The organism is Gordonia sp. (in: high G+C Gram-positive bacteria), from assembly GCF_020438995.1.
Lineage (GTDB): Bacteria > Actinomycetota > Actinomycetes > Mycobacteriales > Mycobacteriaceae > Gordonia.
The window spans coordinates 1-20,876 of sequence record NZ_JAGQTN010000015.1 but is presented as its reverse complement, the minus strand read 5'-3'; the positions used below and the strand labels follow the sequence as shown (position 1 = coordinate 20,876).

Here is a 20,876-nt window from a genome sequence, read left to right as displayed (position 1 = left end):
CGAACTTCGTCCCGCTTATCAGTTATCACGATATTGGCCACGCGGGACGAAATCTGTTGCGCGGGAATGCTGGTCACGCCGAGCGGTAGGTGTAGTCGGCGAGGGGGAAGGTGGACATCTCGTGGAGGGTGGCGGGGGTGGAGTTCGGGCGCAGGAGGGTGGCCTCGCCGTGCTGGTTGAAGTAGTAGCTGCGGGAACCCGAGCAATCGCCGGCGTAGAAGACCGACGAGCGCAGGTTGTCGGTGACCCGATTCAGGAAACGCTCGTTGGCGTCCTCGGTGACCTCGAACGTATCCGTACCCGTGCGATCCATCTCGCCGAAAAGCCTGGAGATATGACGCATCTGCGATTCGATGGTGGTGAAGTAGGACAATCCGCTGTACGAGTAGGGGCTGTTGAGAGACAGTAGATTGGGGAACTTCGGCATCGTTACGCCCTCGTACGCCTGAAAACGACCGTCGCGCCACCACTTTCCCAGATCCCGACCGTCGCGACCGACGATCTGGAACGCCGGGAAGTTCACCTCCCACAGGTTGAAACCGGTTGCCAGGACCAGTGTGTCGACGACGGTCTTCGCGCCGTCGGCGGTGACTATGCCGTCGGGTTCGAACCGGACGATGCTTGAGGTCTCCAGTGTCACATTCGGCTTGTTGAACGCCGTGAAATAGGAGTTGGAGAATGTCGGCCGTTTGCAGCCGAAATCGTATGTCGGGGTGAGCGCCTCGCGGGTACCTCGGTCGCGGACCTGAACGCGCAGATGGGCTTTCGCCAGCAGCGCGGCCCCCTTGTTGCCGGGTTTGGCCTGTTTGAAACGCAGCACACCCAGCACCATCAGCAATTCCAGCAGTGAGGAGTTGGCCAGCCGGGCCGCCTTCTGGGTGACCGGCACCTTCGCGAACAGACTCTGCACCGGCCCGGGGATCGGAAGATCGACCTTCGGAACCACCCAGATCGGGGTGCGCTGGAACACGGTCAGCGCGTCGGACCGCTTGGCGATCTCCGGGATAAGCTGCACTGCCGTGGCGCCGGTGCCGATCACCGCGGCACGCTTTCCGGCGAAGTCGTAGCCGTCCTCCCAGTCGGTGGTGTGGATGATCTTGCCCGCGAACGTCTCGATGCCCTCGAAGTCGGGGATGTGCGGCTGGGACAGGAATCCGGTCGCCGTGAGCAGATAACGCCCGGTGATGCGCTGACCGCCGGCGGTGAACACCGTCCAGAACCGGCCGTCGTCGTCCCACTCCGCGCGCTCGACGACGGTGTTGAACCGCATGTGGCGGCGCAGATCGTATTTGTCGGCCACATGCTCGGCATACCGCTTGAGTTCGGCGCCGGGCGCGAACAGCCGCGACCAGTACGGGTTCGGTTCGAACGAATACGAGTAGGTCACCGACGCGATGTCGACGGCCAGGCCCGGATAGTGATTGACGTGCCAGGTACCGCCGAGGTCGTCCTCACGTTCGAGGATCGCGAGATCGTCGAGGCCGAGTCGCTTGAGCGCGATGGCGGCCCCCATGCCACCGAAACCGGCGCCGACGATGATCGCGTCGTGGTCGGGGCCGGAGTCATCGACGGCGCGGGGAGCCTCGGTCATGTATGAACCTCACTGTGTCCGGTGATGATCGTCGTGCGGTAGGTAGGTGAAGGTCATGAAACCATAAGCCCTGAGAGGAACTGGTGCGGCCGGCACACGCCATCTGATTCAACGGGTCACCGCGCGCGCCGCACTGTCAGAAGTTGCCCTTGGCCGACCACCCCCCGTCGACGGGGTAGATCTCGCCGGTGAGGAAGTCGCCCTCACGCATGAGATAGGCGACCATCGAGGCGATCTCGCTCGGCAGGCCGAGTCTCCGCACGATATGGGCGTTGGCATTCGCCTGCCGCATCTCGTCGGTGATATCAGCGAGGATCGGGGTGTCGATCGTGCCCGGGGCGATCGCGTTGATGAGGATGTTCTGCGGGCCGTACTCGAACGCGGCCTGTCTGGTGAGACCGATAACTCCGCCCTTGGCCGCGGAGTACGAGGCAAGGTTCGGCAGGCCGCGCAGTGCCGCCATCGATGAGATGTTGACGATGCGGCCACCGCCGTTGGCGATCATGGTGGGGATCACCGCCCGCATGCCGAGCCAGACGCCCTTGAGGTCGGTGCCCACCACGTTGTCCCAGGCCTCCTCGGTGAGGCCGACGACGCTGTCCTCGCTGATCATGTTCACCACGCCGGCGACATTGGCCAGGCAGTCGACCCGACCGTGACGGTCGATGACACCGGCGACCACCTCCGCCCAGGAGCCCGACTGCCGGACATCGAGCTGTACGGCCTCCACGGTGCCACCCGCATCGGCGATGATGCCGAGGGTTTCCTTGCAGTCGAGCAGGTCGGCGCCGACGACCGTGGCGCCTTCTGAGGCCAGCCGGACCGCGGTGGCCTGGCCGATGCCCTGGTGGGCACCGGTGACGATGATGACTTTGTCCTTGAGTGACATGGGGTTCCTAACTATTGAGGGGCTTTCAGGGGTTACGGCTGATCGGCGAGAAGGTCGGCGAAACGTTCCAGCGCCTGCGTCCGGCGGGACGGGATGTGCTCGGTGGGAACGTTTCCGGGTGGCGGTGCGTACGCCTTCAGGTATTGGCGGGCGACGGTGTCGCGGTGGACCTCGTCCGGTCCGTCGTAGAGCCGGGCCGCGCGTGCGGCGCGGTACATCGACTCCAGTGGCAGATCGGAGCTGTAGCCCAGCGAACCGTGCACCTGCAGCGACCTGTCGATCACCTCGTGCAGCATGCGGGCACCGAAGAACTTGATGAGTGCGATGTCCTTGCGGGCTTCGCGGGTGCCCTCGTTGTCGATACGCCAGGCGGCATGCAGGGTCATCAGTCGCAGCGCCTGGATCTCGGCGGCCGAGTCGGCGATGAAGTTCCGGATGGTCTGCTTGTCGGCGAGTAGCGACCCGTGGGCGCTGCGATAGGTGGCCCGCTCGCACATCATGTCGAAGGCACGGGTTGCCTGTCCGATCCAGCGCATGCAGTGGTGAATCCGGCCCGGCCCCAACCGGATCTGCGCGACCACGAATCCGTCGCCACGGCCGCCGAGCATCGCATCCGAACCCAGCCGGACATCGCGCAGGGTGACCTCGCAGTGCGAGCCGTAACTGTGCGGTCGCGGTTTCGGATTCTCCACCGATGCGATGTCGCGCACCACCGTCAGGCCCGGAGCATCGATGGGGACGATGAACTGCGATGCCCGGCGATGCCGATCGGCGTCCGGGTCGGTCACCGCGACCACGATGATGAAGTCGGCGGTGGCGGCGTTGGAGATGAACCACTTGTCGCCGTTGAGGATCCACTCGTCACCGTCCCGGACGGCAGTCGTGGTCAGGTTGGTGGGGTCGGCGCCGGCATTGTCCGGCTCGGTCAGCGCGAACGATGAGTACATCTGTCCGGACAGCAAGGGCTCCAGCCACTTCCGCTTCTGTTCCGGTGTGCCGACGGCGGCCAGGATCTCGGCGTTACCCGAATCGGGTGCCTGGCAGCCGAAGACCAGCGTGCCGAGCGGACTGGCACCCAGAATCTCCTGCAACAGACCCATTTTCACCTGGCCGTAGCCCTGGCCGCCGAGGTCGGGGTCAAGATGGGCGGCCCACAGTTCCTGTTCTTTGACCTGTTTCTTGAGCGGCTCGATGACCCGCAGCAGTGTCGGCCAGTCCAGTTCGAGGGTTTCCAGTGGCATGACCTCGGCGCGCATGAAATCGCGTGCCCAGTCAAGCTTCTTCTGGAATTCCGGTTCGGTGGAGAAGTCCCAGCTCATAGTTGTCGATAACTCCGTTCAGCTCGGTGCGAAATCTATTGATGCGGCGCAGTATTCACTCGCCCGCGATGACACGATCGGCGCGATCGAACAGCCCGTTGGCGTACCGGCGCAGGCGTTCGCCCACCGCGCGCGGCGCCTTGCCCGCACACGAGCGCGCATAGGTGCCTTCGAGGATGATGCCGAGCTTGAAGCAGGCCAGCACCGTATACCAGTCGAGTGCCGACAAGTCACGCTCGCTGGCCGCGGCGTAGCGGTCGATCATCGCAGCCCGTCGAGGAAGGTCGCCGGTGGCACCGAGCGCGCTCTCGTACAGTTCCGCACCACCTGGTTCCGTCGGCCAGATCGCTGACAGCACACCGAGATCCAGTAGCGGATCACCGATGGTGGCCATCTCCCAGTCGACGATGGCGGCGACCACCGGACTGTCGTATCGGTACATGACGTTCGCGATGTGGTAGTCGCCGTGCAGAATGCCGGGCCGCGAGTCCGTGGGCCGATACCGCTCGAGCCAGTCGGCGACGCGGTCGAGCTCTCCGAATTCGGGTCCCGGGTAGCCGGCGGTGCCGCGGTAGCGGTCGAACTCGGCGAGCCAGCGCGGAACCTGGCGTTGCAGAAAGCCTTCCGGTCTACCGAAGTCCCCCAGACCGATCCGGGTGTGGTCGACGGCGCCGAGTTCGGCGAGCGCGTCGACGAGTCCGTATCCCATCCGGGTGCGCCCTTCGGCGGTGGCGGCGGTCGGTGCGTCGAGTTGTTCGGCGGCATTGAAGCCGTCCACCGGCTCCATCAGATAGAACACGGCACCCAGAACCGACTCGTCGTCGGTCCCGGCGACGAACCTCGGGTGCGGGACCGTTGTTCCGGAAAGGGCGCTGAGCAACGTCATCTCGCGGGTGATCACCGTCGTGGTGTTCGGCCGCAGGTGGCGGGGGCCGCGCCGGAGGACATAGGACACACCGCCACGCTCGAACCGCACCATGATGTTCTGGGTGCCCCCGCCGATCGGCCGCAGCCCGGTGATCGCGCCGCCCGGAAGGTCCTGGCCGTCCATCCAATCCCCGAGTGCGCCGGTCTCGATCGGGGCGGTGCCGACTGGGGTATCGGGAGCGCTGGCCGGCTGCGGTGACATGAGGTCAACGTATGCCGGGCTCCAGATCTTCAGAACCCCTCCGGACCGTGGCCCTTGGAGGAAACCACAAGTGCCGTGGCCCTACTCGCCGGCGAGTTCGAGGACCTGGAAGGCGAGGCGGGCCGACAGCAGACTGTCCAGCGAGGTGGGGTCGGTATGACAGATCTCCCGGATCCTGCCGAGGCGGTACCGGATCGTGTTCTCGTGCACCTGCAGGGCGTGCGCGGTGGCCTGCACCTTGCCGTCGGCCCCGACGAACGCCCGCCAGGTCCGGAGCAAGGTACCGTCGTCGGCCTTGCGCACCGCCTCGACGTGGGAATGTGCGAAGTGCACCGCCTCCCGCACGTGGCCGCTGCTCACCACCACCCGGAAGATGCCCAGGTCGTCGAGCAGTAGTGCCCGTTCCTGCCAATCGAACGACTTTGCCACCGAACCCATTTCGCGCAGCTCGCGGTGGGCGTGGGCGAAGTCGGCAGGGTTGCGGCAGATTCCGGAGATGATGGTGGCGCCCAGACTCAGTGTGCCGTCGAGCCGGTGGGTGACCTCGATGACGTCGGTACGCAGGTCCGCCAGCGCGGCCGGGTCGTCCTTCCCGAGGCGGACCATGACGACGACCGTTCCCGGCAGCCGCACCGCGGGCGGTGGCGAGATCCCCATGACCGCCGCAAAGGTTCGCGTCACCAGCGCCTGAATCGCCGACGCGGTGAGGGCGGGATGGTTCTCGTGCAATGTCAGCCGCACCAGTGCGTGCGGCTGGGACAGATCGATCCCGAACTGCGGTCCGCGGCGCACCAGATGCTCCTGGTCGCGGCCCTTGCGCAGGAGATCGGAGAGGTAGTCGTCGCGGGCCTGTCCCTCGCTCTCGATCTGTCGTTGCTCGGAGAGAATCTGCAGGGCAAGCACATTCGCGCCTCGCTCGGCGATATTCGCGTCGATGGCCTCCAGGGTGCGGCCCACCTCCACGATCCCGAGGAATCCGGCGGGTTTGCCCTCGATCATCATGCGGCACATGAGATGCCGCCGTCCCAGGCCGACCGCCAATTGCGCCGGAACCACCGCCGAGGGCTTGCCTGCGGCGAGTGCGGCCAGGGTGTCCCGGACCGAGGCGGTGGCGCGGACCTTGGCGCTGATGACCGGGGCTTCGGTGAGCTTGAGCGCCGCGGGCGCCGCCCATGCGAGCACGTCGAAGTCGTCGTTGTAGAGAACCACAGGCTTGGCCGAGAGGTCGCTGAGCAGACGCACCACCCGGCGCAGGTCGGCGCCTTCCAGTACAGCTCCGGTGAGTTTGGCGTGCACATCCTCCAGGAAGGCCAGGGCGGCGTTCTTACGGGCGATCTCGGCGGCCTGCCGGCGCAGCCGGTTGTTGAGCATGGCCTGGCTGATGAACAGTGCCGACAACCGGGCGAACAGCATCGCCACCTCGATGTCGCCGGGGGTGAAATCGTGTTCGCGGCCGCGGCAGTCGACGAAGATGAGTCCGATCACCTCGTCGTCGAAGACCAGCGGAACCCCCAGCATCGCCCGCACATCCCAGCGCGTCATGGTGCGGTGGTGCGGGCGTGGATCGTTGAGGGCGTCGTGCAACACGACCGGACCCCGGGTAGTGATGACTTCCTGGCTGAACCGGTCACCGTCGAAGCCCGATTCCTGGCGCCGGACGTCCTCGGTGATGTTGCCGGCGTCCTGGCAATACCCGGCCGCCCCGCGGTAGCGGCCGCTGCCGTGGCGCAGGTAGACAGAGCATCGGGTCACGCCCAGCAGTTGGCACAGCTGTCGCCCGACCAGGGTGAGCAGGTCTTCCAGGCGGGTGTCGGTGATCGCTTCCCGGGTGATCTCGGCGAAAGCGCTGATCACCTCGCGTTCCCTGGTGGGTGCGGGGTCGTCAGCCGGTTCTGCCGTGCCCGGCACTGTGGCGGTCATCGTTGACCGGCGTTCACTGTGCGCCATCCTCTCGTCGGTCCCCGAGCAGGTACGTCAACCATCACATTCGCCACATGCGCGGTATGTCAACCCTCGCACGCCGGGCTGATCTCCGGATCGTCGGCGAGAAGGTGCCCCATCCGGTCGCGCTTGGTGCGCAGATACCGCACGTTGTACGGCGTGACCTTCGACGGCAGTCCCACCCGTCCGACGATGTCGAGTTCGTAGCCGTCAAGACCGCCGAACTTCGCCGGGTTGTTGGTGATCAGCCGCAACCGCCGGACACCCAGATCGGCGAGGATCGCCGCCCCAACGCCGTAGCTGCGCGAATCGACCGGCTGCCCGAGGGCGGTGTTGGCGTCGACGGTGTCCAGCCCGTCTTCTTGCAGGGCGTAGGCACGGATCTTGTGGGCCAGCCCGATGCCGCGGCCCTCGTGCCCACGGAGGTAGACCACTACGCCGCAGCCTTCATCGGCGACCGCACGCAACGCCTGTTCGAGCTGATAGCCGCAGTCGCAGCGCAACGATCCGATGATGTCGCCAGTGAGGCATTCGCTGTGCACCCGCACCAGGGCACCGTCACGGCCGCGCCCGGCGGCTGCCACATCACCGAGGACCAGCGCGAGGTGTTCGATGCCGTCGACGCCGCTCCGGTAGACAACGGCGTCGAAATGCCCGAACTCGGTAGGCATGCTTGCCTCGGCAACTCGCTGGACCACTGATTCGGAGGTACCTCGATAGCGCATGAGATCGGCGATCCGCAGCACCGGAAGACCATGTGCACCGGCCCAATCAAGGAGATCCCGGCCGCTGCGCATCGATCCGTCGTCGGCGACTATCTCACTGATCACGCCCACCTCACCGGCTCCGGCGAGCCGCACCAGGTCGACGGCCGCCTCGGTGTGTCCGGCGCGGGTGAGCACACCGCCCTCGCGGGCACGCAGCGGAAACACATGGCCCGGTCGGCGCAGGTCGGCCCGCCTGGTCGACGGATCGGCCAGCGCACGCAGGGTCAGTGTGCGGTCGACGGCCGACACCCCGGTGCTCACGTCGCGGTGGTCGACAGTGACGGTGAACGCGGTGCCGTGGCTGTCGGTGTTGTGCTCGACCATCTGCGGCAGGTCGAGCGCTGCCGCACGGTCGGCGGTCATCGGGGCACAGATGATGCCGGTGGTGTGGCGGACCATGAACGCCAGCTGTTCGCTGTCCATCAGGCCGGCCGCGCCGATGAGGTCGCCCTCGTTCTCGCGGTCGGCATCGTCGATGACGACGGCGAAGCCGCCGGCGGCAATGGCCGCCACCGCGTCGTCGACGGCCTGAACGTACGGCACTGTCATCGTTGTGGTGTTCTCGCTCATGTCGCCTTCTTCGTGTCCGGTGGGGGGTTTCGACGGTGTCGCCGGTTGACGATCGGGGTGCCGACGGCCGGCACCCCGATCGATCTCCGGCCTTTCGTGCCTGCCGGGCGATCAGACCTCGGCGGGCACCTTGTCCGTCATCTTGTGTACTTCCGGGATCACCTTCTCGCCGAACAGTTTCAGGCTCTTCTCCGCCTCGGCCAGCGGCAGGCCACCGAAGGAGAATGCGGCGTTCGGGAGGAAGTCGCCGATCATCTCGTGGCGGTAGGCGTACTTCTCGATGATCTGCTGCGGGGTGCCGTAGATGTTGGCCTCGACATAGGCGTCGGCGGCCGCTTCCATGCCGGCCTCCCGGATCATGTCGGCCCCGGCCTGGTAGGTCTCGTAGCCCTTGGTCTCGCGCCAGTGCTTGCCGGCGAAGTCGTAATGCTTGATGACCGACAGAAAGTACCGGTTGATGTGCGCATAGGCCAGGCGGCGGGCCTCTTCCTCGTCCTCGTGACAGATCACGAAGTCCTGGATGACCGGCGGTCCGGGCTCAGTATGGTGCGCATCCCGGAAGTGCTGCTTCCAGGTGTTGATGATCTCGGCATGCTTCTCGAAGGGGAACTGCATGAACGTCATCATCTGTAGCCCCATCTGGGCGATGATCGGGACGGTGTCCGGCGACATCGCGGCGCCGAAGAGCCTTCCCTCCCAGCTCACACCCGCACTGGGTGCGGGACGGCAGACCGCGCGCTTCTGCGGATACATCGGGCCGTCGCCCTCGACGATGCCCGACTGCACACCGGACATCACCATCGGTGCGGCCTCGTTGAAGCGGTCGCGGGCCTCTTCCATCGGGATACCGAAGGTCTCGTATTCCATCTTGGCCAGGCCGCGTCCCAGTCCGAGAAGGGTACGGCCACCGGAGATCTGGTCGAGCATGATGGCCTTTTCGACCACTCGCAGCGGACTGTTCCACGGCAGGATCGCCGCACCGATGCCCAGCTTCACCCGGGAGGTCTTCCCGGCGAGGTAACTGAGGATGGCGAAGTTGTCGGGGCACATCGAGTAATCATCGAAGTGATGTTCGGCCGACCAGACCGAGTCGAATCCGGCCTCCTCGGCCAGGATCCCGAGCTTGAGGTCATGAGTGAAGACCTCCTCGTCGGTGACATTCTCGTGATAGTTCTGGAAAACCAGAAGGACGCCCATGTCCATGGTTATCTCCTTACCTCTCGGTCCGAGAGTTGTTGTGGTGGTGATTGTTCGGATAGTTGCCGGTCTCAGCCCAGGAAGATCGCGCGGGTGTGTTCGGTGTCGAGATACTCTTTGATCGTCTCGCCGTGTTCTGTTGTTCGAGAGTAGGATTCGATATTTGTTGTTGCCATTGGGAACTCCTGTACTGTCTTCGGGTCGATACCATCGACGGTATGGGTTGATATGTTCCAGGTCACCTGACTCACCCGACCGCTGTTGGAGGTTGCCACAAGCGATTCAGCGGCCCGGACCGATGAACGAGTTGAGCAGCCCACCGTCGACGGGCACGGTGGCGCCGTACATGTAAGTGGCACCGGCGACATCGACGATGACCTGCGCGATCTCGGAGGCCTCGCCGATCCGGCCGGCCGGGATCGACGCGATGATCTTCTCCCGTGCCCGGCCCGAGAGGGTCGAGGTCATGTCGGTATCCACGAAACCGGGTACGACCAGGTTTACGCGGATGTTCCGCGGGGCGAGTTCGGCAGCGAGCACCTGCGTCATTCCTGACAGACCCGCCTTGGCCGAACCATAGGCGACGTCGCCGGGAAATCCGCGAAAACCCACCACCGCACCCACATTGACGATCGCACCGCCGGGTTCGAGGATCGGTACCGTCGCGCGCGAGGTCTCGAAAGCGCCGGTGAGATTTGTGCGCAACACCAAATCCCAATCCACGCGGCTCAGGTCGGTGACCCGCCCACCCCGGTGCACCCCGGCCACATTCACCAAGGCGTATACGGAGCCGTATTCCTCGGCGACGGCCCGGATCGCGCGAGCAACCGAATCACCTTCGGTGACATCGGTTTTGATCTCCATGACCTGACGGGGCCGGCTGAACTCGAGACTACTGACACCGCGTGAGAGCGACACCACACGATCACCACGGGCGATCACCCGCTCGACCACGGCCCGACCGATCCCGCGGGAGCCGCCGGTGATGATCCAGGTTTTCGGTTGTGTGCTCATGCCCGCAGGAATCCCGTCAGCTCGGAGAGGTATCGGTCACGGTCCTCCAGGAACGGAGCGTGACCGACACCGGGGAACTCGACGAGGGTGGCGCTCTTGGCCAGGTCCACCGCCGCCTGTGCACCACTCAGCGGTACGAATGCGTCCTCGGTGCCGTGCAGGGACAGGATCGGGACATCGATGGCGGCCAGTTCGGTACGCAGGTCCATGTGGGACAGGTCACGCAGAGATTCGTCGCCACGAGGTCCCATCTCCATGAACATGCCCCAGATCCAGTTGAGGGTGTCATCGGAGGGCGCCTTCGCGCAGACCGCGGCGGCAACGCCCCGGAAGGTGTCCGCGCGATTGGCGGCAGCGGCGGCGAGAACCTCGGCGACACCCTCCACTGTGCCGCCGTGGTCCCAGCCGTCGGCAACGGTGTACCGCGGTGACGCCCCGCCGGTCAGCACCAGACCGCCCGCCCGATCGCCGAGTGCGGCAACGGCCGCGGTGGCCACGCCGCCACCGAGCGACCAGCCGTTGATCACCGGCCGGTCCAGACCCAGGTGGTCGACCAGCTTGACCACGTCGCCGGCGAGCGCGTCGATCGAGACGTCGTCGAAGTCCTTGTCGGAGCGTCCACAGGCGCGCAGGTCCAGGCTGACCACCTCGTGGCCTGCGGCCGACAACGCGGGCGCGGTGGTGTCCCAGCAACGTGTACACGCACCCCAGCCGTGGACGAGCACGACCGGCCTGCCCTCACCCGCATGGTGCTCGAAATAGATGCTGCGGTCCTGTTCGGTGGCGAGATACATGGAAAACTCCTTCATCGCGGTAATGGCGGACGTCTGTTGTTTCACACCCTGTGTGTCACCCTAGGAAGGGGCCGGCGACGCGAGAACCAGCTCACGAGCGGCTCGTTGGAGGATCCGACAAGGCGGTGTCATCGGCGAGGTCCTCGACGGCCCTGCCGCGCAGGGACCGTTTGTCGAGCTTGCCGACGCTGGTGCGGGGCAGCGCGTCGACAATGACGAAACGCTCAGGCATCCACCAGCGCGGGACGCTGCCGGTGAGGTGGGCGCGTACCTTGTCGAGATCGATACCGTCACCCACCAGGTAGGCCACCGGACGTTCCTGCCAGCGGGGGTGAGGTGCGGCCACGACCGCGGCGTCGACCACACCGGGGCTGGACAGAAGAGCGCTCTCCAGGGCGACGGAGCTGATCCATTCTCCCCCGGACTTGATGAGATCCTTTGCGCGGTCCACTATTTCCAAGTATCCGTGGTCGTCGATCACACCGATGTCACCGGTGCGGAGCCAACCGTCCACGAATGCCTCGGGGTGGGGATCGCGGAAGTATTCAGTGGCCACCCACGGGCCGCGGATGAGGACCTCGCCGCTGGTCATACCGTCGTGCGGGGCGTCGGTGCCGTCGTCGGCGAGGAGCCGCCACTGCAATCCGGGCAGCAACCTGCCCTGTTTCCGGATGTACCTGATACGCGAGTCGAGGTCGTCGTCGGCGGCTGCCGGTGGGCGGGCGAACGTCGCCATCGGCGAGATCTCGGTCATCCCCCAGCCCTGGAACACCGGGACGCCGAGCGCGTCGAGAGCGCGGATGAGTTCGGCCGGCGGCGGTGAGCCACCCAGAACGAGGGCCCGCAGGGACGACAGATCCAGTCCGCTGCTGCGGGCGTGCGCGACCAGGTCAGCGGCGACGGTGGGCACCATGCCGGTGTAGGTGATGCGGTGCCGGTCGATGAGAGTCGCGATGGCGGCGGGGGTGGGATGCGGGCCGGGCAGCACCAGGTCGGCCCCGGTCATCAAGGCGGCGAAGGGAACTCCCCAGGCGTTGGCGTGGAACATCGGCACCACCACGAGCGCCCTGTCGCGTTCGCTGACCGCGTGTCCGTCGGCCAGGCCCGCGACCATCGTGTGCAGGTACAGCGATCGGTGGGCATAGCCGACGCCCTTGGGCGCCCCGGTGGTGCCGGAGGTGTAACACAGTGCCGCCAAATCGGTTTCGGCACGCGGAACCGGCTCGACGAGTGGTTCGTGGGTGGCGATGAGGTTTTCGTAACCGTCGTCGATGAGCTGGATCGGCATCGACGGCCGGCGGCGCTTCACGGCGGCCAGCAGGTGTTCCAGCGACGGGTCGGCAAAGATCATCGTGTCGTCGGCGTGGTCGACGATGTAGTCGATCTCGTCGGGTTCGAGCCGAAGGTTGATGGTGTGCAGAACCGCCCCGGCCAGTGGGACCGCCAGGTACAGCTCCAGGTGCCGGTGATGATTCCAGGCAAGCGTTCCAACCCGATCACCCGGCCGCACACCGGCCGCGACAAGCGCCGAAGCCAGCCGAGCCACCCGATCGGCGTACGTCCGGTAGTCGTACCGCAGCGTCTCGGTGCCGTCGACATGGTCGATGACCTGCTTGTCCCCGAACATATCTCGGGCGCGGGCCAGAAAATCGGTGATGACCAGCCGGTGGTTCTGCACTGTGCTCACTCGATCACACTCACTCTCATCGCGGCCGGGTCGGTAGAGCTGCCGACTTCGCGGCTTGTGGCAATCTCCAAACGATCCGGACCGGCGCCCTTGGCTTCGCCACACCCCCGACGCATAGTTCGGGGCACCGATTGTGAGCCGTCATAGGAGGAACAATGCACACACCGGACCTGAACTTCGGGCTTTGGTACGACTTCCGCAATCCCGCGTCCACCGGATCCGCCCGGGGTTTCGGTGATTTCTACCGCGAGGCGCTCGACCAGATCACCTGGGCCGAGTCGATCGGGATCGATTCGGTGTGGCTGACCGAACACCACTTCATGGAGGATGGCTACACACCGTCGCCGATGGTCCTGTGCTCGGCGATCGGTACCCGCACCACCACGATGAAGATCGGCACCAACCTGATCGTCTCGCCGCTGCACAATCCGCTGCGCCTGGCCGAAGATTCCACGACGCTGTCACTGATGACCGGCGGCCGATTCGCGCTCGGCGTCGGCCAGGGATATTGGAAGCCGGAGTTCGAGGCCTTCGATCGCCGGATCATCAACCGCCCCAGCCTCCTTGAAGAAGGCGTCGAGATCATCCGCCGGTGCTGGACCGGCTCCGCAGAACCCTTCGAAGGCAAACGCCTGCGCAAACCGGCACTACCGATCACCCCCGTTCCCGAGACGGTTCCCGACCTGCTCGTCGGTGCCATGGCGCCACCGGCGATCGAACGTGCCGCGCGTATCGGCGACGGTTTCCTCAGTACACAGAACGCTCATCACGAGGAGTATCTGGCCGCGCTCGAACGGGTCGGCAAGCCGCGGGATGCGGGCCGGATCTTCGCAGGCCAGTGGGCGATCATCGCCGACGACCCGGAACGCGAATGGGCCCGGATCGGCCGGCACGCCCTGTACCAGATCAACAAGTACATCGAGATGGGCGCGTTCGGCGACGTTCCCCAGTTCACCGATCCGGGCCAGCTGATCGAAGCCGGTTCCTACACCCTCTGGGACGTCGGGACCGCCGTCGACGAGATCACCGAATTGGTTCATCGCACACCGCAGATCAAGGACGTGCACTTCTGGGCCCAGCTCCCCGGCGAGACCGTGGACAGCGGCAGTGCCCGGATCGAATTGCTCGCCGAACAGGTCGCACCGGCCGTGCGCGAACGCCTGTCCGGCGCCGGTGTTCCCGCCGAGGCGATCAGTGCGGTCCGATAACCGGGGCGGATGTGGCCGATAATGTCGGGTGGTTGGGCCAGGACATTCTCCACCTCGGCGCAGTAGATGTTCTCGCCGCCGGAGATGATCATGTCCTTGACCCGGTCGACGACGTAGACGAAACCTTCGTCGTCGACACAATTATTGAAGCAATCCGACGACGGTGCGTCCATCGGCGAGTTCGAACTGCGCGGCCCGTGGGTCGCCGGCAGTTATCTCGGCGGTGAGGGCGCGGACAAGTTCGACAACGGCTGGCTCCGCACCGGCGACTTGGGCACCCTCGACGACCAAGGCTTCGTGCGACTCACCGACCGCGCCAAGGACATCATCAAGTCCGGCGGCGAATGGATCTCCTCGGTCGATCTGGAGAACGTCCTGCACGAACACCCGGACATCAGGTATGCGGAGTGCATTTCGGGGCCGACTGGGACACAATGACGCACCATGGAAATCTCTGGTGTGCAAGCCTCTGATGCCGAAATCTTTGACGTCCTGATCGTCGGTGCCGGGCTGTCCGGCATCGACGCCGCGTACCGTCTGCGCGAGAAGAACCCCGGCCTGAACTATGTGATCCTGGAAAACCGGGAACGGATCGGCGGCACCTGGGACCTGTTCACCTATCCGGGTGTCCGCAGCGACTCGGACATCTTCACGCTCAGCTTCCCGTGGAATCCGTGGAAGGGTGACCGGCTGATCGCCGAAGGACACGAGATCCGTCAGTACCTGGAGGACTCGGCCCGCGACTTCGGCATCATGCCCCACATCCGGTTCGGTACCGAGGTGCTGGCCGCGAACTTCGACACCACCACCGACCTGTGGACCGTCGACGTCCGCACCGACGGTGAACCGGCCACCTATCAGGCGCGGTTCCTCTACGGCTGCACCGGCTACTACCGCTACGACACCGGCTACCTGCCAGAGTTCCCCGGCGTCGACGACTACACCGGAACGCTGGTGCACCCGCAGTTCTGGCCGGCCGACCTCGACTACGCCGGCAAGAAGGTGGTGGTGGTGATCGGCAGCGGCGCCACCGCGATCACCCTCATCCCGTCGATGGCGCCGACCGCCGGGCACGTGACGATGCTGCAGCGCTCGCCCACCTACCTGTTCCCGTACCCGTGGCGGGATCCGATGACCACCCTGTTGCAGAAGGCGTTGCCCAGCCAGTGGTCGCACGACATCACCCGCTACCGGAACATGCTGATCACGCTGGGCATCTTCCTGTTCTGCCGGGGCTTCCCGAAGGCCTCGCGCCGGCTCCTGCGGTGGATCGCCAAACGCAACCTGCCTGCCGGTTACCCGGTGGACACCCACTTCAAACCCGCCTACCAGCCGTGGGATCAGCGGCTCTGCATCATCCCCGCCGCCGACTTCTACAAGACGGTCGCCGACGGATCGGCCGAGGTCGTCACCGACACCATCGACACGTTCACCCCGACCGGCATCGCCCTCACCTCGGGGCGGAAACTGGACGCCGACATCGTCGTCACCGCCACCGGTCTGGAACTGATCGCGTTCGGCGGCATCGACCTGAGCATCGACGGCGAGATCGTCGAGCCGGGTGAGAGGTACGCCTACCGCGGCTACATGCTCAACGACGTCCCGAACTTCGCGTGGTCGGTGGGCTACACGAACGCCTCGTGGACACTGCGGGTGGATCTGACCAGCAAGGCTGTCGCCGACCTGATCGCGCACATGCGCGAGCACGGTTACACGCGCGCCTACCCCACCCTCGACGGCGCCACACCGACGCCGCACGGACTGCTCGAACTCGACTCCGGCTATCTGCGCCGGTCCGGTTCCCGCCTGCCCAAGTCCGCCGACACCGCCCCCTGGCAGGTCCGCCACAACGCCATCACCGACGCCATAGACGCCCGCCGCTACGACGTGGCCGAGGCGATGGTGTTCGCCTGAGCGTTCCCGCGTCCAGGCATACGATCTGGGGGTGGAGAGTCCGGGTGATCCTGTCGAGGTGTTGCGGCGGTGGAGTGATGTCGGGGGTGTGTGGCGCGTAGGTGGGCGCCGGGGCGACACCCTGATCGTCGGGCTGTACCGGTGCGACGGCGGCGAAGAGGTCGACCGTCTGGTCTCCTCGGACCCGGCACTGCTGCGTTACGTCGGTGACCGCACCGACAGCGAATCATGATCGGTACTAACGCAATTCGTCGATCTCGCGCGCAATATTCGCCCGCGCCATCGTCTCCCAGCGCTCGTGTGCCGGTTCGGACACGAAAATAGCTGGGCGGTCAAGAAACTCGACGAGCAACTCACGCCGTTTGGTACGGAAGATCTCGGCCGGTACCTGACTGAACTCGGCCCGGATGTTCCCCGCGTACTCGTCGTAACGATCGGCGTCGGCACCCAGGACGGCGAAGTCGGCATCGGATAGCGCGACACCGTTGCGGTCATCGGTATCGGGCTCGTGCGTCTTCGTCAGCTCAACGAGGCGAGCCACCTCGTCCCGGTCGGGGTCGTCGGCGAGGAGGTCACGTGCCAGGTCGGCGGAGTCCTCCTCGTTGGTCGCGCTGAAGGGCTCGTAGACGGCGTCATGAAACCACGCGGCCAGCACCACCGGACGTACATCGAACTCGACGCCGGCCTCCCGCAACGTGCCGAGTGCGGCGAGCACCTCGTCCAGATGTCGCCGATTGTGATGGTGCCGGTGCGGTTCGTTCCATCGCCCGGTGAGATCGGCCCTGATGTCCTGCCGGATGTGGATGTCCATTCACGAATGCTAGCTACGAAACGGCAGTGGAATCATCGGTTGAAGCGGTGTTTATCAACTCACATGGTGGAGTCCGCCATTACGCTCAGCCGATGGACAGTCGTGCCGGGCGACCGGCGTATGCGCGAGTCGCCGCCGAGGCCGTTGCCGGTGGGATACTCGGCGGATTGGTCGCGTCGGTGCTGGTCGTCGCGGTCACCAGCACAATCAAGGCGATCCTCGCCTGGATCACGGACCAGGATTCCTGGGTGATGCTGACGGCCCCGTTTCTCGGGGTCGTCGGAGCGGTGTTGCTGCTGAACCTCGTCGCCGACGGGCGGGCCGCACAACGGGTCGACGGTGCCGGCGCACCTCCCCGGCGATTCAGCGCATGGCTGCGATTCCCGGCCAACGCGGTGCGCGCCGACCTGACTTCCGACGTAGTGCGCACGGCGGGACACGAAGAGGACTTTCCGTCGCGGCTGGCGCCGATCCGGGCGCTGGCGATCATCTCGACCGTCGGACTCGGCGCGCCGATGGGCACCGAATCCCCGGCCGCCCACCTCGGCGTCGCCGCAGGATCGGCGACCGGCAGCGGTGCCCGGCACGCGTGGTTACGCAGACTGGCCCGCCCGGCCGGTGTCGGCGGCGGCGCGGCCGGGGTCGCGGTACTCATGGGATTGCCCCTGGTGGGATTGGTGTTCATCCTCGAACTCGGCCGGCGCAGTCGGGCACCGATCTCGTTGCCGCGAATGCTGGCGGCCACCTGTGGCGCGCTCGCGGGCTGGGCGATCAACACTCTGCTGAAGCTCGACCTGATCAGGCTGATCGTCCCCATGACACCTCCGAACAGCCTGTGGCAGGCCCTGGTGGCCGCGATCCTCGTGGGGGTCGTCGCGGGAGCGGTGTCCTCGGTGACCGGGGCCGCGATCTACCAGGCCCGCGGCTGGCAGGCCGGGTTGGTCACCAAACTGCTGGTCGGCAGTGCTGCGCTGCTCGGTTGCCTGCTCGCCGTCAGCATGATCGCCACCCCCGCGGCGGCCATCGGACCGGGGGCCGGCGCCATCACCTGGGCCGAGTCGGCGCAGGTCTCCGGCGGCGTGCTGCTGCTCGTGGCGATACTCCGGGCCTGCGCGACCACCGCGGCGGTGATGGCCGGGGGATGTGGCGGACTCTTCGTTCCGCTGCTGTCCATCGGTGACCTCTGCGGGCGCGCACTCGCACCGGGGCTCGGCGTCTCTCCCGATCTCGCCGCATCCGCGGGTGCTGCGGGAGGAGTGGCCGGTGGCTACCGGCTTCCGCTCACCGCGTGCGCGATGGTCCTCACCGTCGGTGGTCCGCTTTCGGGGCGACTGACCTGCGCAGCCACAGTGCTGTGTGCGGTGGGCGCGGCGATTCCCGTGAGCTACCTGCTCGACAGGTACGTCCTGCACCGCGCCGTGACATCCGAACCCCCTTCAGCCGCATCCCCGTCAACCGGGAAACACTGACCGGTCGATACCGGCTGCGACCACTGCGGAAGACCAGCTGAACGTCGTCGCCCTGACGAAAACCTTCGCAGGGTCCTCGGATGCCAGATTCACGGTGCGGCCGGCACCGCCTGCCGCAGGCAACTACCGTGCTGGCCCGTCACACCTGGTCCCCGCGACAAGGTACCCTCAGGCACATCTTGCTGTCAGTTCTGGATTCCGGAACCGACAGCAATGTTCGTGGGGGTCTCGCGCACAGTCAGGTTCCGGGCCGGACTCAGTCGATGCGATAGTGCTCCAGGCAGCCACCCAGCGCTTTGGCCGCGCCGAAGGCACCGAGTGCGTCGAGCTCGTCCGAAATCACCTCAAGCGACGCGGGTGCGGACACGCCCATCTCGCCGACCACCCGGAACAGCGCCGGCAGGTCGAACTCGCCCTGCCCCGGCACCCGGCGATTGTGCAGGGTGTCATTGAGGAAGTCGTCGTCCTCGGGGACCATCGTCCCGTCACAGAGTTGCAGCAGGAAGACCTTATCGGCGGGCAGTTCACGCAGCAGCGCCTCATCATTGGCGCCGCGGAAGTGGTGCCAGGCGTCGAGGCAGACGCCGCCGTTTGGACGGTCGGCGTCACGGATGATCCGGGCCGCCACCGAGGCGTCCGGAACGCTGCTCTCCGGGACGAATTCGAGGGCGACCAGCAGGCCGTGCTCGGCGGCGCGGTCACACAGGCCGGCAAAGCGTTCGGCGGCGTCCGGCTCCAGCGGACTGTCGAACGTACCGATGGTCTGCATGTGACGAACACCGAAAGTAGTTGCCATTTCGAAGAACTCGAGCTCGTCCTCGGGCGTCGCATACTTCAGGAACGGGTAGCGCTCCGAACCCCCCGCCCGGCCGCCGACGGCGAATCCGACGAGAACCTCGATCTCGGTGAGCGCGATGCCGTTGTCGTCGAGGATCGCGACCATCTCCCGCGGAGCCATACCTTCGGCCTTGTGCTCGCGATATTGCGCCAAACCCAGGCCGATCGCGTCGAATCCGGCCGCCGCTGCAGCCTCGACCCGTTCCCGGAAGGACTCGGCGGTGCGGATCGACAGGTTGGCCAGGATCCGGTCGGTCACCAGCGCATTCATTGGTCCTCCATATATCACTGATTGATAGCTAGCTCTACTGACTGAGAGTCTCTCCCAAACGGTAGAGCAGAACCGTAGGTGGTGCAAGACCCTTGACATGGATCAATGGCCGGTCCATGATTCATGAACCCATTAGCTGATTGTCACTATCATTTAATGGGAGTGCAGATGAAATCTGTTCCGCCACTAGCGAGAAGAGGCGCCATGCCATTCGAACTCGATCCGAAGTTCTCCCACCACATGATCAACCTGACCGAGGTCCAGTACCACTATGTGAAGGGCGGCGAGGGACCGCCGCTGGTCCTGCTGCACGGCTGGGGATCGACCTGGTACATGTGGCGCAAGGTGATGGACGAGCTGGCCGAGCGGTACACCGTGATCGCTCCCGACCTGCGCGGACTCGGTGACTCCGGCGTACGGCAAAAGCCACTCACCGGCTACGACAAGAAGACCGTGGCCGCAGACATCCACGAACTCGTCACCGCGCTCGACCTCGGGCCGGTGCACATCGTCGGCCACGACCACGGAGCGGCCGTCGCGTACGCCTATGCCGCACAGTTCCGCGACAACACCAAGAGCATCACCTTCACGGACATGGCACTGATGGGTGTCGCCGGCGACGGTGGCATCGAGAAATTCATGGACCACCGCGAAGAACTCCGGGAGTGGCACATCTCGTTCCACTCCGCCGACCATGTCGCGGAGATGCTGATCCGTGGGCGTGAGCGAGAATACTTGCGCTACATGTATTACGGCCGGATCTACAACGTCGGCGGCATCACCGACGAGGACATCGACGTCTATGCCGCGTCCTACGCCCGGCCCGGTGGTCTCGGCCTCGAACTCTACCGCGCCTTCTACCAGGACGGCGCTGACAACCGGGAGTTCGCCAAGGAGAAGCTCACCATTCCCGTCCTCGCCATCGGTGGTGCCCAGAGCTGCGGTGAGCTGGCGGGCTCGTCCATGCGGGCGGTCGCCGACGATGTGACCTCGGTGGTCATCCCCGAGTGCGGACACTGGGTCCCCGAAGAGCGCCCGCAAGAGTTCATGGACCTGCTCCAGCCCTTCCTCGACAAGAGCGAGGGCGCCTCGGGATAGGGCGACTGAAAAGGTCGGGGCCTCGTTCTGGACGAGGCCCCGACCTTTTCAGCAGTCTCCCGGTTGAGGCGGCAGTACACGGTTCCCGGCGGCTACGAACTGTTCGCTGCCCGATCATCGAGTCCCGGGCGGAAGTGGCCGTAGCCGCCCCGCAGGAAGACCAGCGGCTCGCCCGGGTCGTCGGCGGTGAGGGTGTGGGCGTGCCCGATGACGATCTCGTGGTCACCGCCGTCGAGGATGCGATCGAGCTCGCATTCGATGGTGGCGACGCAGCCGGCGATGATCGGGGCGCCTCCGCTTCCCGGCCGCCAGTCGACGTCGTCGAGCTTGTTCTGTTTACGTCCGGCGACAAGGCGGCCGACGTGTTCCT

Annotated in this window: 18 protein-coding genes and 2 pseudogenes; 6 read left to right on the top strand and 14 right to left on the bottom strand. The window is 65.8% G+C overall.

What is annotated here, in order from left to right; all coding sequences use genetic code 11:
- Positions 1–73: 73 nt before the first annotated feature.
- From KDB67_RS01120 to KDB67_RS01075, 10 genes are all read right to left on the bottom strand, one after another.
- Positions 74–1,591, bottom strand: a complete 1,518-nt coding sequence (locus KDB67_RS01120; protein ID WP_291011312.1) for an NAD(P)/FAD-dependent oxidoreductase — start codon at positions 1,589–1,591, stop codon at positions 74–76.
- 136 nt (positions 1,592–1,727) lie between these two features.
- Positions 1,728–2,480, bottom strand: a complete 753-nt coding sequence (locus KDB67_RS01115; RefSeq protein WP_291011310.1) for an SDR family NAD(P)-dependent oxidoreductase — start codon at positions 2,478–2,480, stop codon at positions 1,728–1,730.
- Between the two features lie 32 nt (positions 2,481–2,512).
- A complete protein-coding gene (locus KDB67_RS01110) occupies positions 2,513–3,799 on the bottom strand; it encodes an acyl-CoA dehydrogenase family protein (protein WP_291011308.1) in 1,287 nt (428 codons plus the stop codon).
- A gap of 55 nt (positions 3,800–3,854) precedes the next feature.
- Entirely contained in the window at positions 3,855–4,928 is a 1,074-nt protein-coding gene (locus tag KDB67_RS01105) for a phosphotransferase family protein (protein WP_291011306.1), read from the bottom strand.
- A gap of 81 nt (positions 4,929–5,009) precedes the next feature.
- The gene (locus KDB67_RS01100) at positions 5,010–6,848 is read right to left on the bottom strand and encodes a GAF domain-containing protein (protein WP_291011304.1); all 1,839 of its coding nucleotides are present in this window, start codon (positions 6,846–6,848) and stop codon (positions 5,010–5,012) included.
- Positions 6,849–6,934: 86 nt separating this feature from the next.
- Positions 6,935–8,206, bottom strand: coding sequence for a bifunctional 3,4-dihydroxy-2-butanone-4-phosphate synthase/GTP cyclohydrolase II (locus KDB67_RS01095; RefSeq protein WP_291011302.1), 1,272 nt, complete (start codon positions 8,204–8,206; stop codon positions 6,935–6,937).
- A gap of 111 nt (positions 8,207–8,317) precedes the next feature.
- Entirely contained in the window at positions 8,318–9,409 is a 1,092-nt protein-coding gene (locus KDB67_RS01090; protein WP_291011299.1) for an LLM class flavin-dependent oxidoreductase, read from the bottom strand.
- Positions 9,410–9,685: 276 nt separating this feature from the next.
- Positions 9,686–10,417 carry an SDR family oxidoreductase gene (locus tag KDB67_RS01085; protein WP_291011297.1) on the bottom strand — a complete coding sequence of 244 codons (732 nt, stop codon included), beginning with the start codon at positions 10,415–10,417 and terminating at the stop codon, positions 9,686–9,688.
- Positions 10,414–11,256 (bottom strand): alpha/beta hydrolase, encoded by an 843-nt coding sequence (locus KDB67_RS01080; protein WP_291011295.1) that lies wholly within the window; start codon positions 11,254–11,256, stop codon positions 10,414–10,416. Before KDB67_RS01080 ends, KDB67_RS01085 begins: the two co-directional genes overlap by 4 nt.
- Before the next feature lie 46 nt (positions 11,257–11,302).
- On the bottom strand, positions 11,303–12,898 hold the full coding sequence (locus tag KDB67_RS01075) for a long-chain-fatty-acid--CoA ligase (RefSeq protein WP_291011293.1): 1,596 nt from the start codon (positions 12,896–12,898) through the stop codon (positions 11,303–11,305).
- Positions 12,899–13,053: 155 nt separating this feature from the next.
- On the opposite strand from KDB67_RS01075, the gene KDB67_RS01070 reads away from it, so the two are divergent.
- Entirely contained in the window at positions 13,054–14,106 is a 1,053-nt protein-coding gene (locus tag KDB67_RS01070; protein ID WP_291011291.1) for an LLM class flavin-dependent oxidoreductase, read from the top strand.
- Positions 14,107–14,126: 20 nt separating this feature from the next.
- On the opposite strand, the pseudogene KDB67_RS01065 reads toward KDB67_RS01070, so the two are convergent.
- A pseudogene (locus tag KDB67_RS01065) lies at positions 14,127–14,243 on the bottom strand (hypothetical protein); the annotation flags it as partial.
- A 31-nt stretch (positions 14,244–14,274) separates the two neighbouring features.
- On the opposite strand from KDB67_RS01065, the pseudogene KDB67_RS01060 reads away from it, so the two are divergent.
- The 3 genes and pseudogenes from KDB67_RS01060 to KDB67_RS01050 form a co-directional block, all read left to right on the top strand.
- Positions 14,275–14,502 (top strand): annotated as a pseudogene (locus KDB67_RS01060) (fatty acid--CoA ligase); the annotation flags it as partial.
- Between the two features lie 48 nt (positions 14,503–14,550).
- A complete protein-coding gene (locus KDB67_RS01055; protein ID WP_291011289.1) occupies positions 14,551–16,020 on the top strand; it encodes an NAD(P)/FAD-dependent oxidoreductase in 1,470 nt (489 codons plus the stop codon).
- Positions 16,021–16,051: 31 nt separating this feature from the next.
- Entirely contained in the window at positions 16,052–16,252 is a 201-nt protein-coding gene (locus KDB67_RS01050; RefSeq protein WP_291011287.1) for a hypothetical protein, read from the top strand.
- Positions 16,253–16,258: 6 nt separating this feature from the next.
- Here the strand turns inward: KDB67_RS01050 and KDB67_RS01045 are convergent, their stop codons facing one another.
- The gene (locus KDB67_RS01045) at positions 16,259–16,831 is read right to left on the bottom strand and encodes a hypothetical protein (protein ID WP_291011285.1); all 573 of its coding nucleotides are present in this window, start codon (positions 16,829–16,831) and stop codon (positions 16,259–16,261) included.
- Positions 16,832–16,923: 92 nt separating this feature from the next.
- On the opposite strand from KDB67_RS01045, the gene KDB67_RS01040 reads away from it, so the two are divergent.
- Entirely contained in the window at positions 16,924–18,300 is a 1,377-nt protein-coding gene (locus tag KDB67_RS01040) for a chloride channel protein (protein ID WP_291011283.1), read from the top strand.
- A 256-nt stretch (positions 18,301–18,556) separates the two neighbouring features.
- Here the strand turns inward: KDB67_RS01040 and KDB67_RS01035 are convergent, their stop codons facing one another.
- Positions 18,557–19,408, bottom strand: a complete 852-nt coding sequence (locus tag KDB67_RS01035) for a sugar phosphate isomerase/epimerase family protein (protein WP_291011281.1) — start codon at positions 19,406–19,408, stop codon at positions 18,557–18,559.
- A 204-nt stretch (positions 19,409–19,612) separates the two neighbouring features.
- Here KDB67_RS01035 and KDB67_RS01030 point away from each other — a divergent pair, with 204 nt between their 5' ends.
- Entirely contained in the window at positions 19,613–20,506 is an 894-nt protein-coding gene (locus tag KDB67_RS01030) for an alpha/beta hydrolase (protein WP_291011279.1), read from the top strand.
- Positions 20,507–20,598: 92 nt separating this feature from the next.
- On the opposite strand, the gene KDB67_RS01025 is transcribed toward KDB67_RS01030, so the two are convergent.
- Positions 20,599–20,876, bottom strand: a 278-nt coding sequence (locus KDB67_RS01025) for a flavin reductase family protein (protein WP_291011276.1), incomplete at its 5' end; no start/stop codon positions are given.

What these genes read in the sequence shown, in the direction of transcription:
- KDB67_RS01110 (WP_291011308.1), bottom strand. Translation starts at nt 3,799, where the DNA reads ATGAGCTGGGACTTCTCCACCGAACCGGAATTCCAGAAGAAGCTTGAC.
- KDB67_RS01105 (WP_291011306.1), bottom strand. Translation starts at nt 4,928, where the DNA reads ATGTCACCGCAGCCGGCCAGCGCTCCCGATACCCCAGTCGGCACCGCC.
- KDB67_RS01085 (WP_291011297.1), bottom strand. Translation starts at nt 10,417, where the DNA reads ATGAGCACACAACCGAAAACCTGGATCATCACCGGCGGCTCCCGCGGG.
- KDB67_RS01040 (WP_291011283.1), top strand. Translation starts at nt 16,924, where the DNA reads ATGGACAGTCGTGCCGGGCGACCGGCGTATGCGCGAGTCGCCGCCGAG.
- KDB67_RS01055 (WP_291011289.1), top strand. Translation starts at nt 14,551, where the DNA reads ATGGAAATCTCTGGTGTGCAAGCCTCTGATGCCGAAATCTTTGACGTC.
- KDB67_RS01035 (WP_291011281.1), bottom strand. Translation starts at nt 19,408, where the DNA reads ATGAATGCGCTGGTGACCGACCGGATCCTGGCCAACCTGTCGATCCGC.
- KDB67_RS01090 (WP_291011299.1), bottom strand. Translation starts at nt 9,409, where the DNA reads ATGGACATGGGCGTCCTTCTGGTTTTCCAGAACTATCACGAGAATGTC.
- KDB67_RS01095 (WP_291011302.1), bottom strand. Translation starts at nt 8,206, where the DNA reads ATGAGCGAGAACACCACAACGATGACAGTGCCGTACGTTCAGGCCGTC.
- KDB67_RS01070 (WP_291011291.1), top strand. Translation starts at nt 13,054, where the DNA reads ATGCACACACCGGACCTGAACTTCGGGCTTTGGTACGACTTCCGCAAT.
- KDB67_RS01100 (WP_291011304.1), bottom strand. Translation starts at nt 6,848, where the DNA reads ATGACCGCCACAGTGCCGGGCACGGCAGAACCGGCTGACGACCCCGCA.
- KDB67_RS01115 (WP_291011310.1), bottom strand. Translation starts at nt 2,480, where the DNA reads ATGTCACTCAAGGACAAAGTCATCATCGTCACCGGTGCCCACCAGGGC.
- KDB67_RS01120 (WP_291011312.1), bottom strand. Translation starts at nt 1,591, where the DNA reads ATGACCGAGGCTCCCCGCGCCGTCGATGACTCCGGCCCCGACCACGAC.
- KDB67_RS01045 (WP_291011285.1), bottom strand. Translation starts at nt 16,831, where the DNA reads ATGGACATCCACATCCGGCAGGACATCAGGGCCGATCTCACCGGGCGA.
- KDB67_RS01030 (WP_291011279.1), top strand. Translation starts at nt 19,613, where the DNA reads ATGCCATTCGAACTCGATCCGAAGTTCTCCCACCACATGATCAACCTG.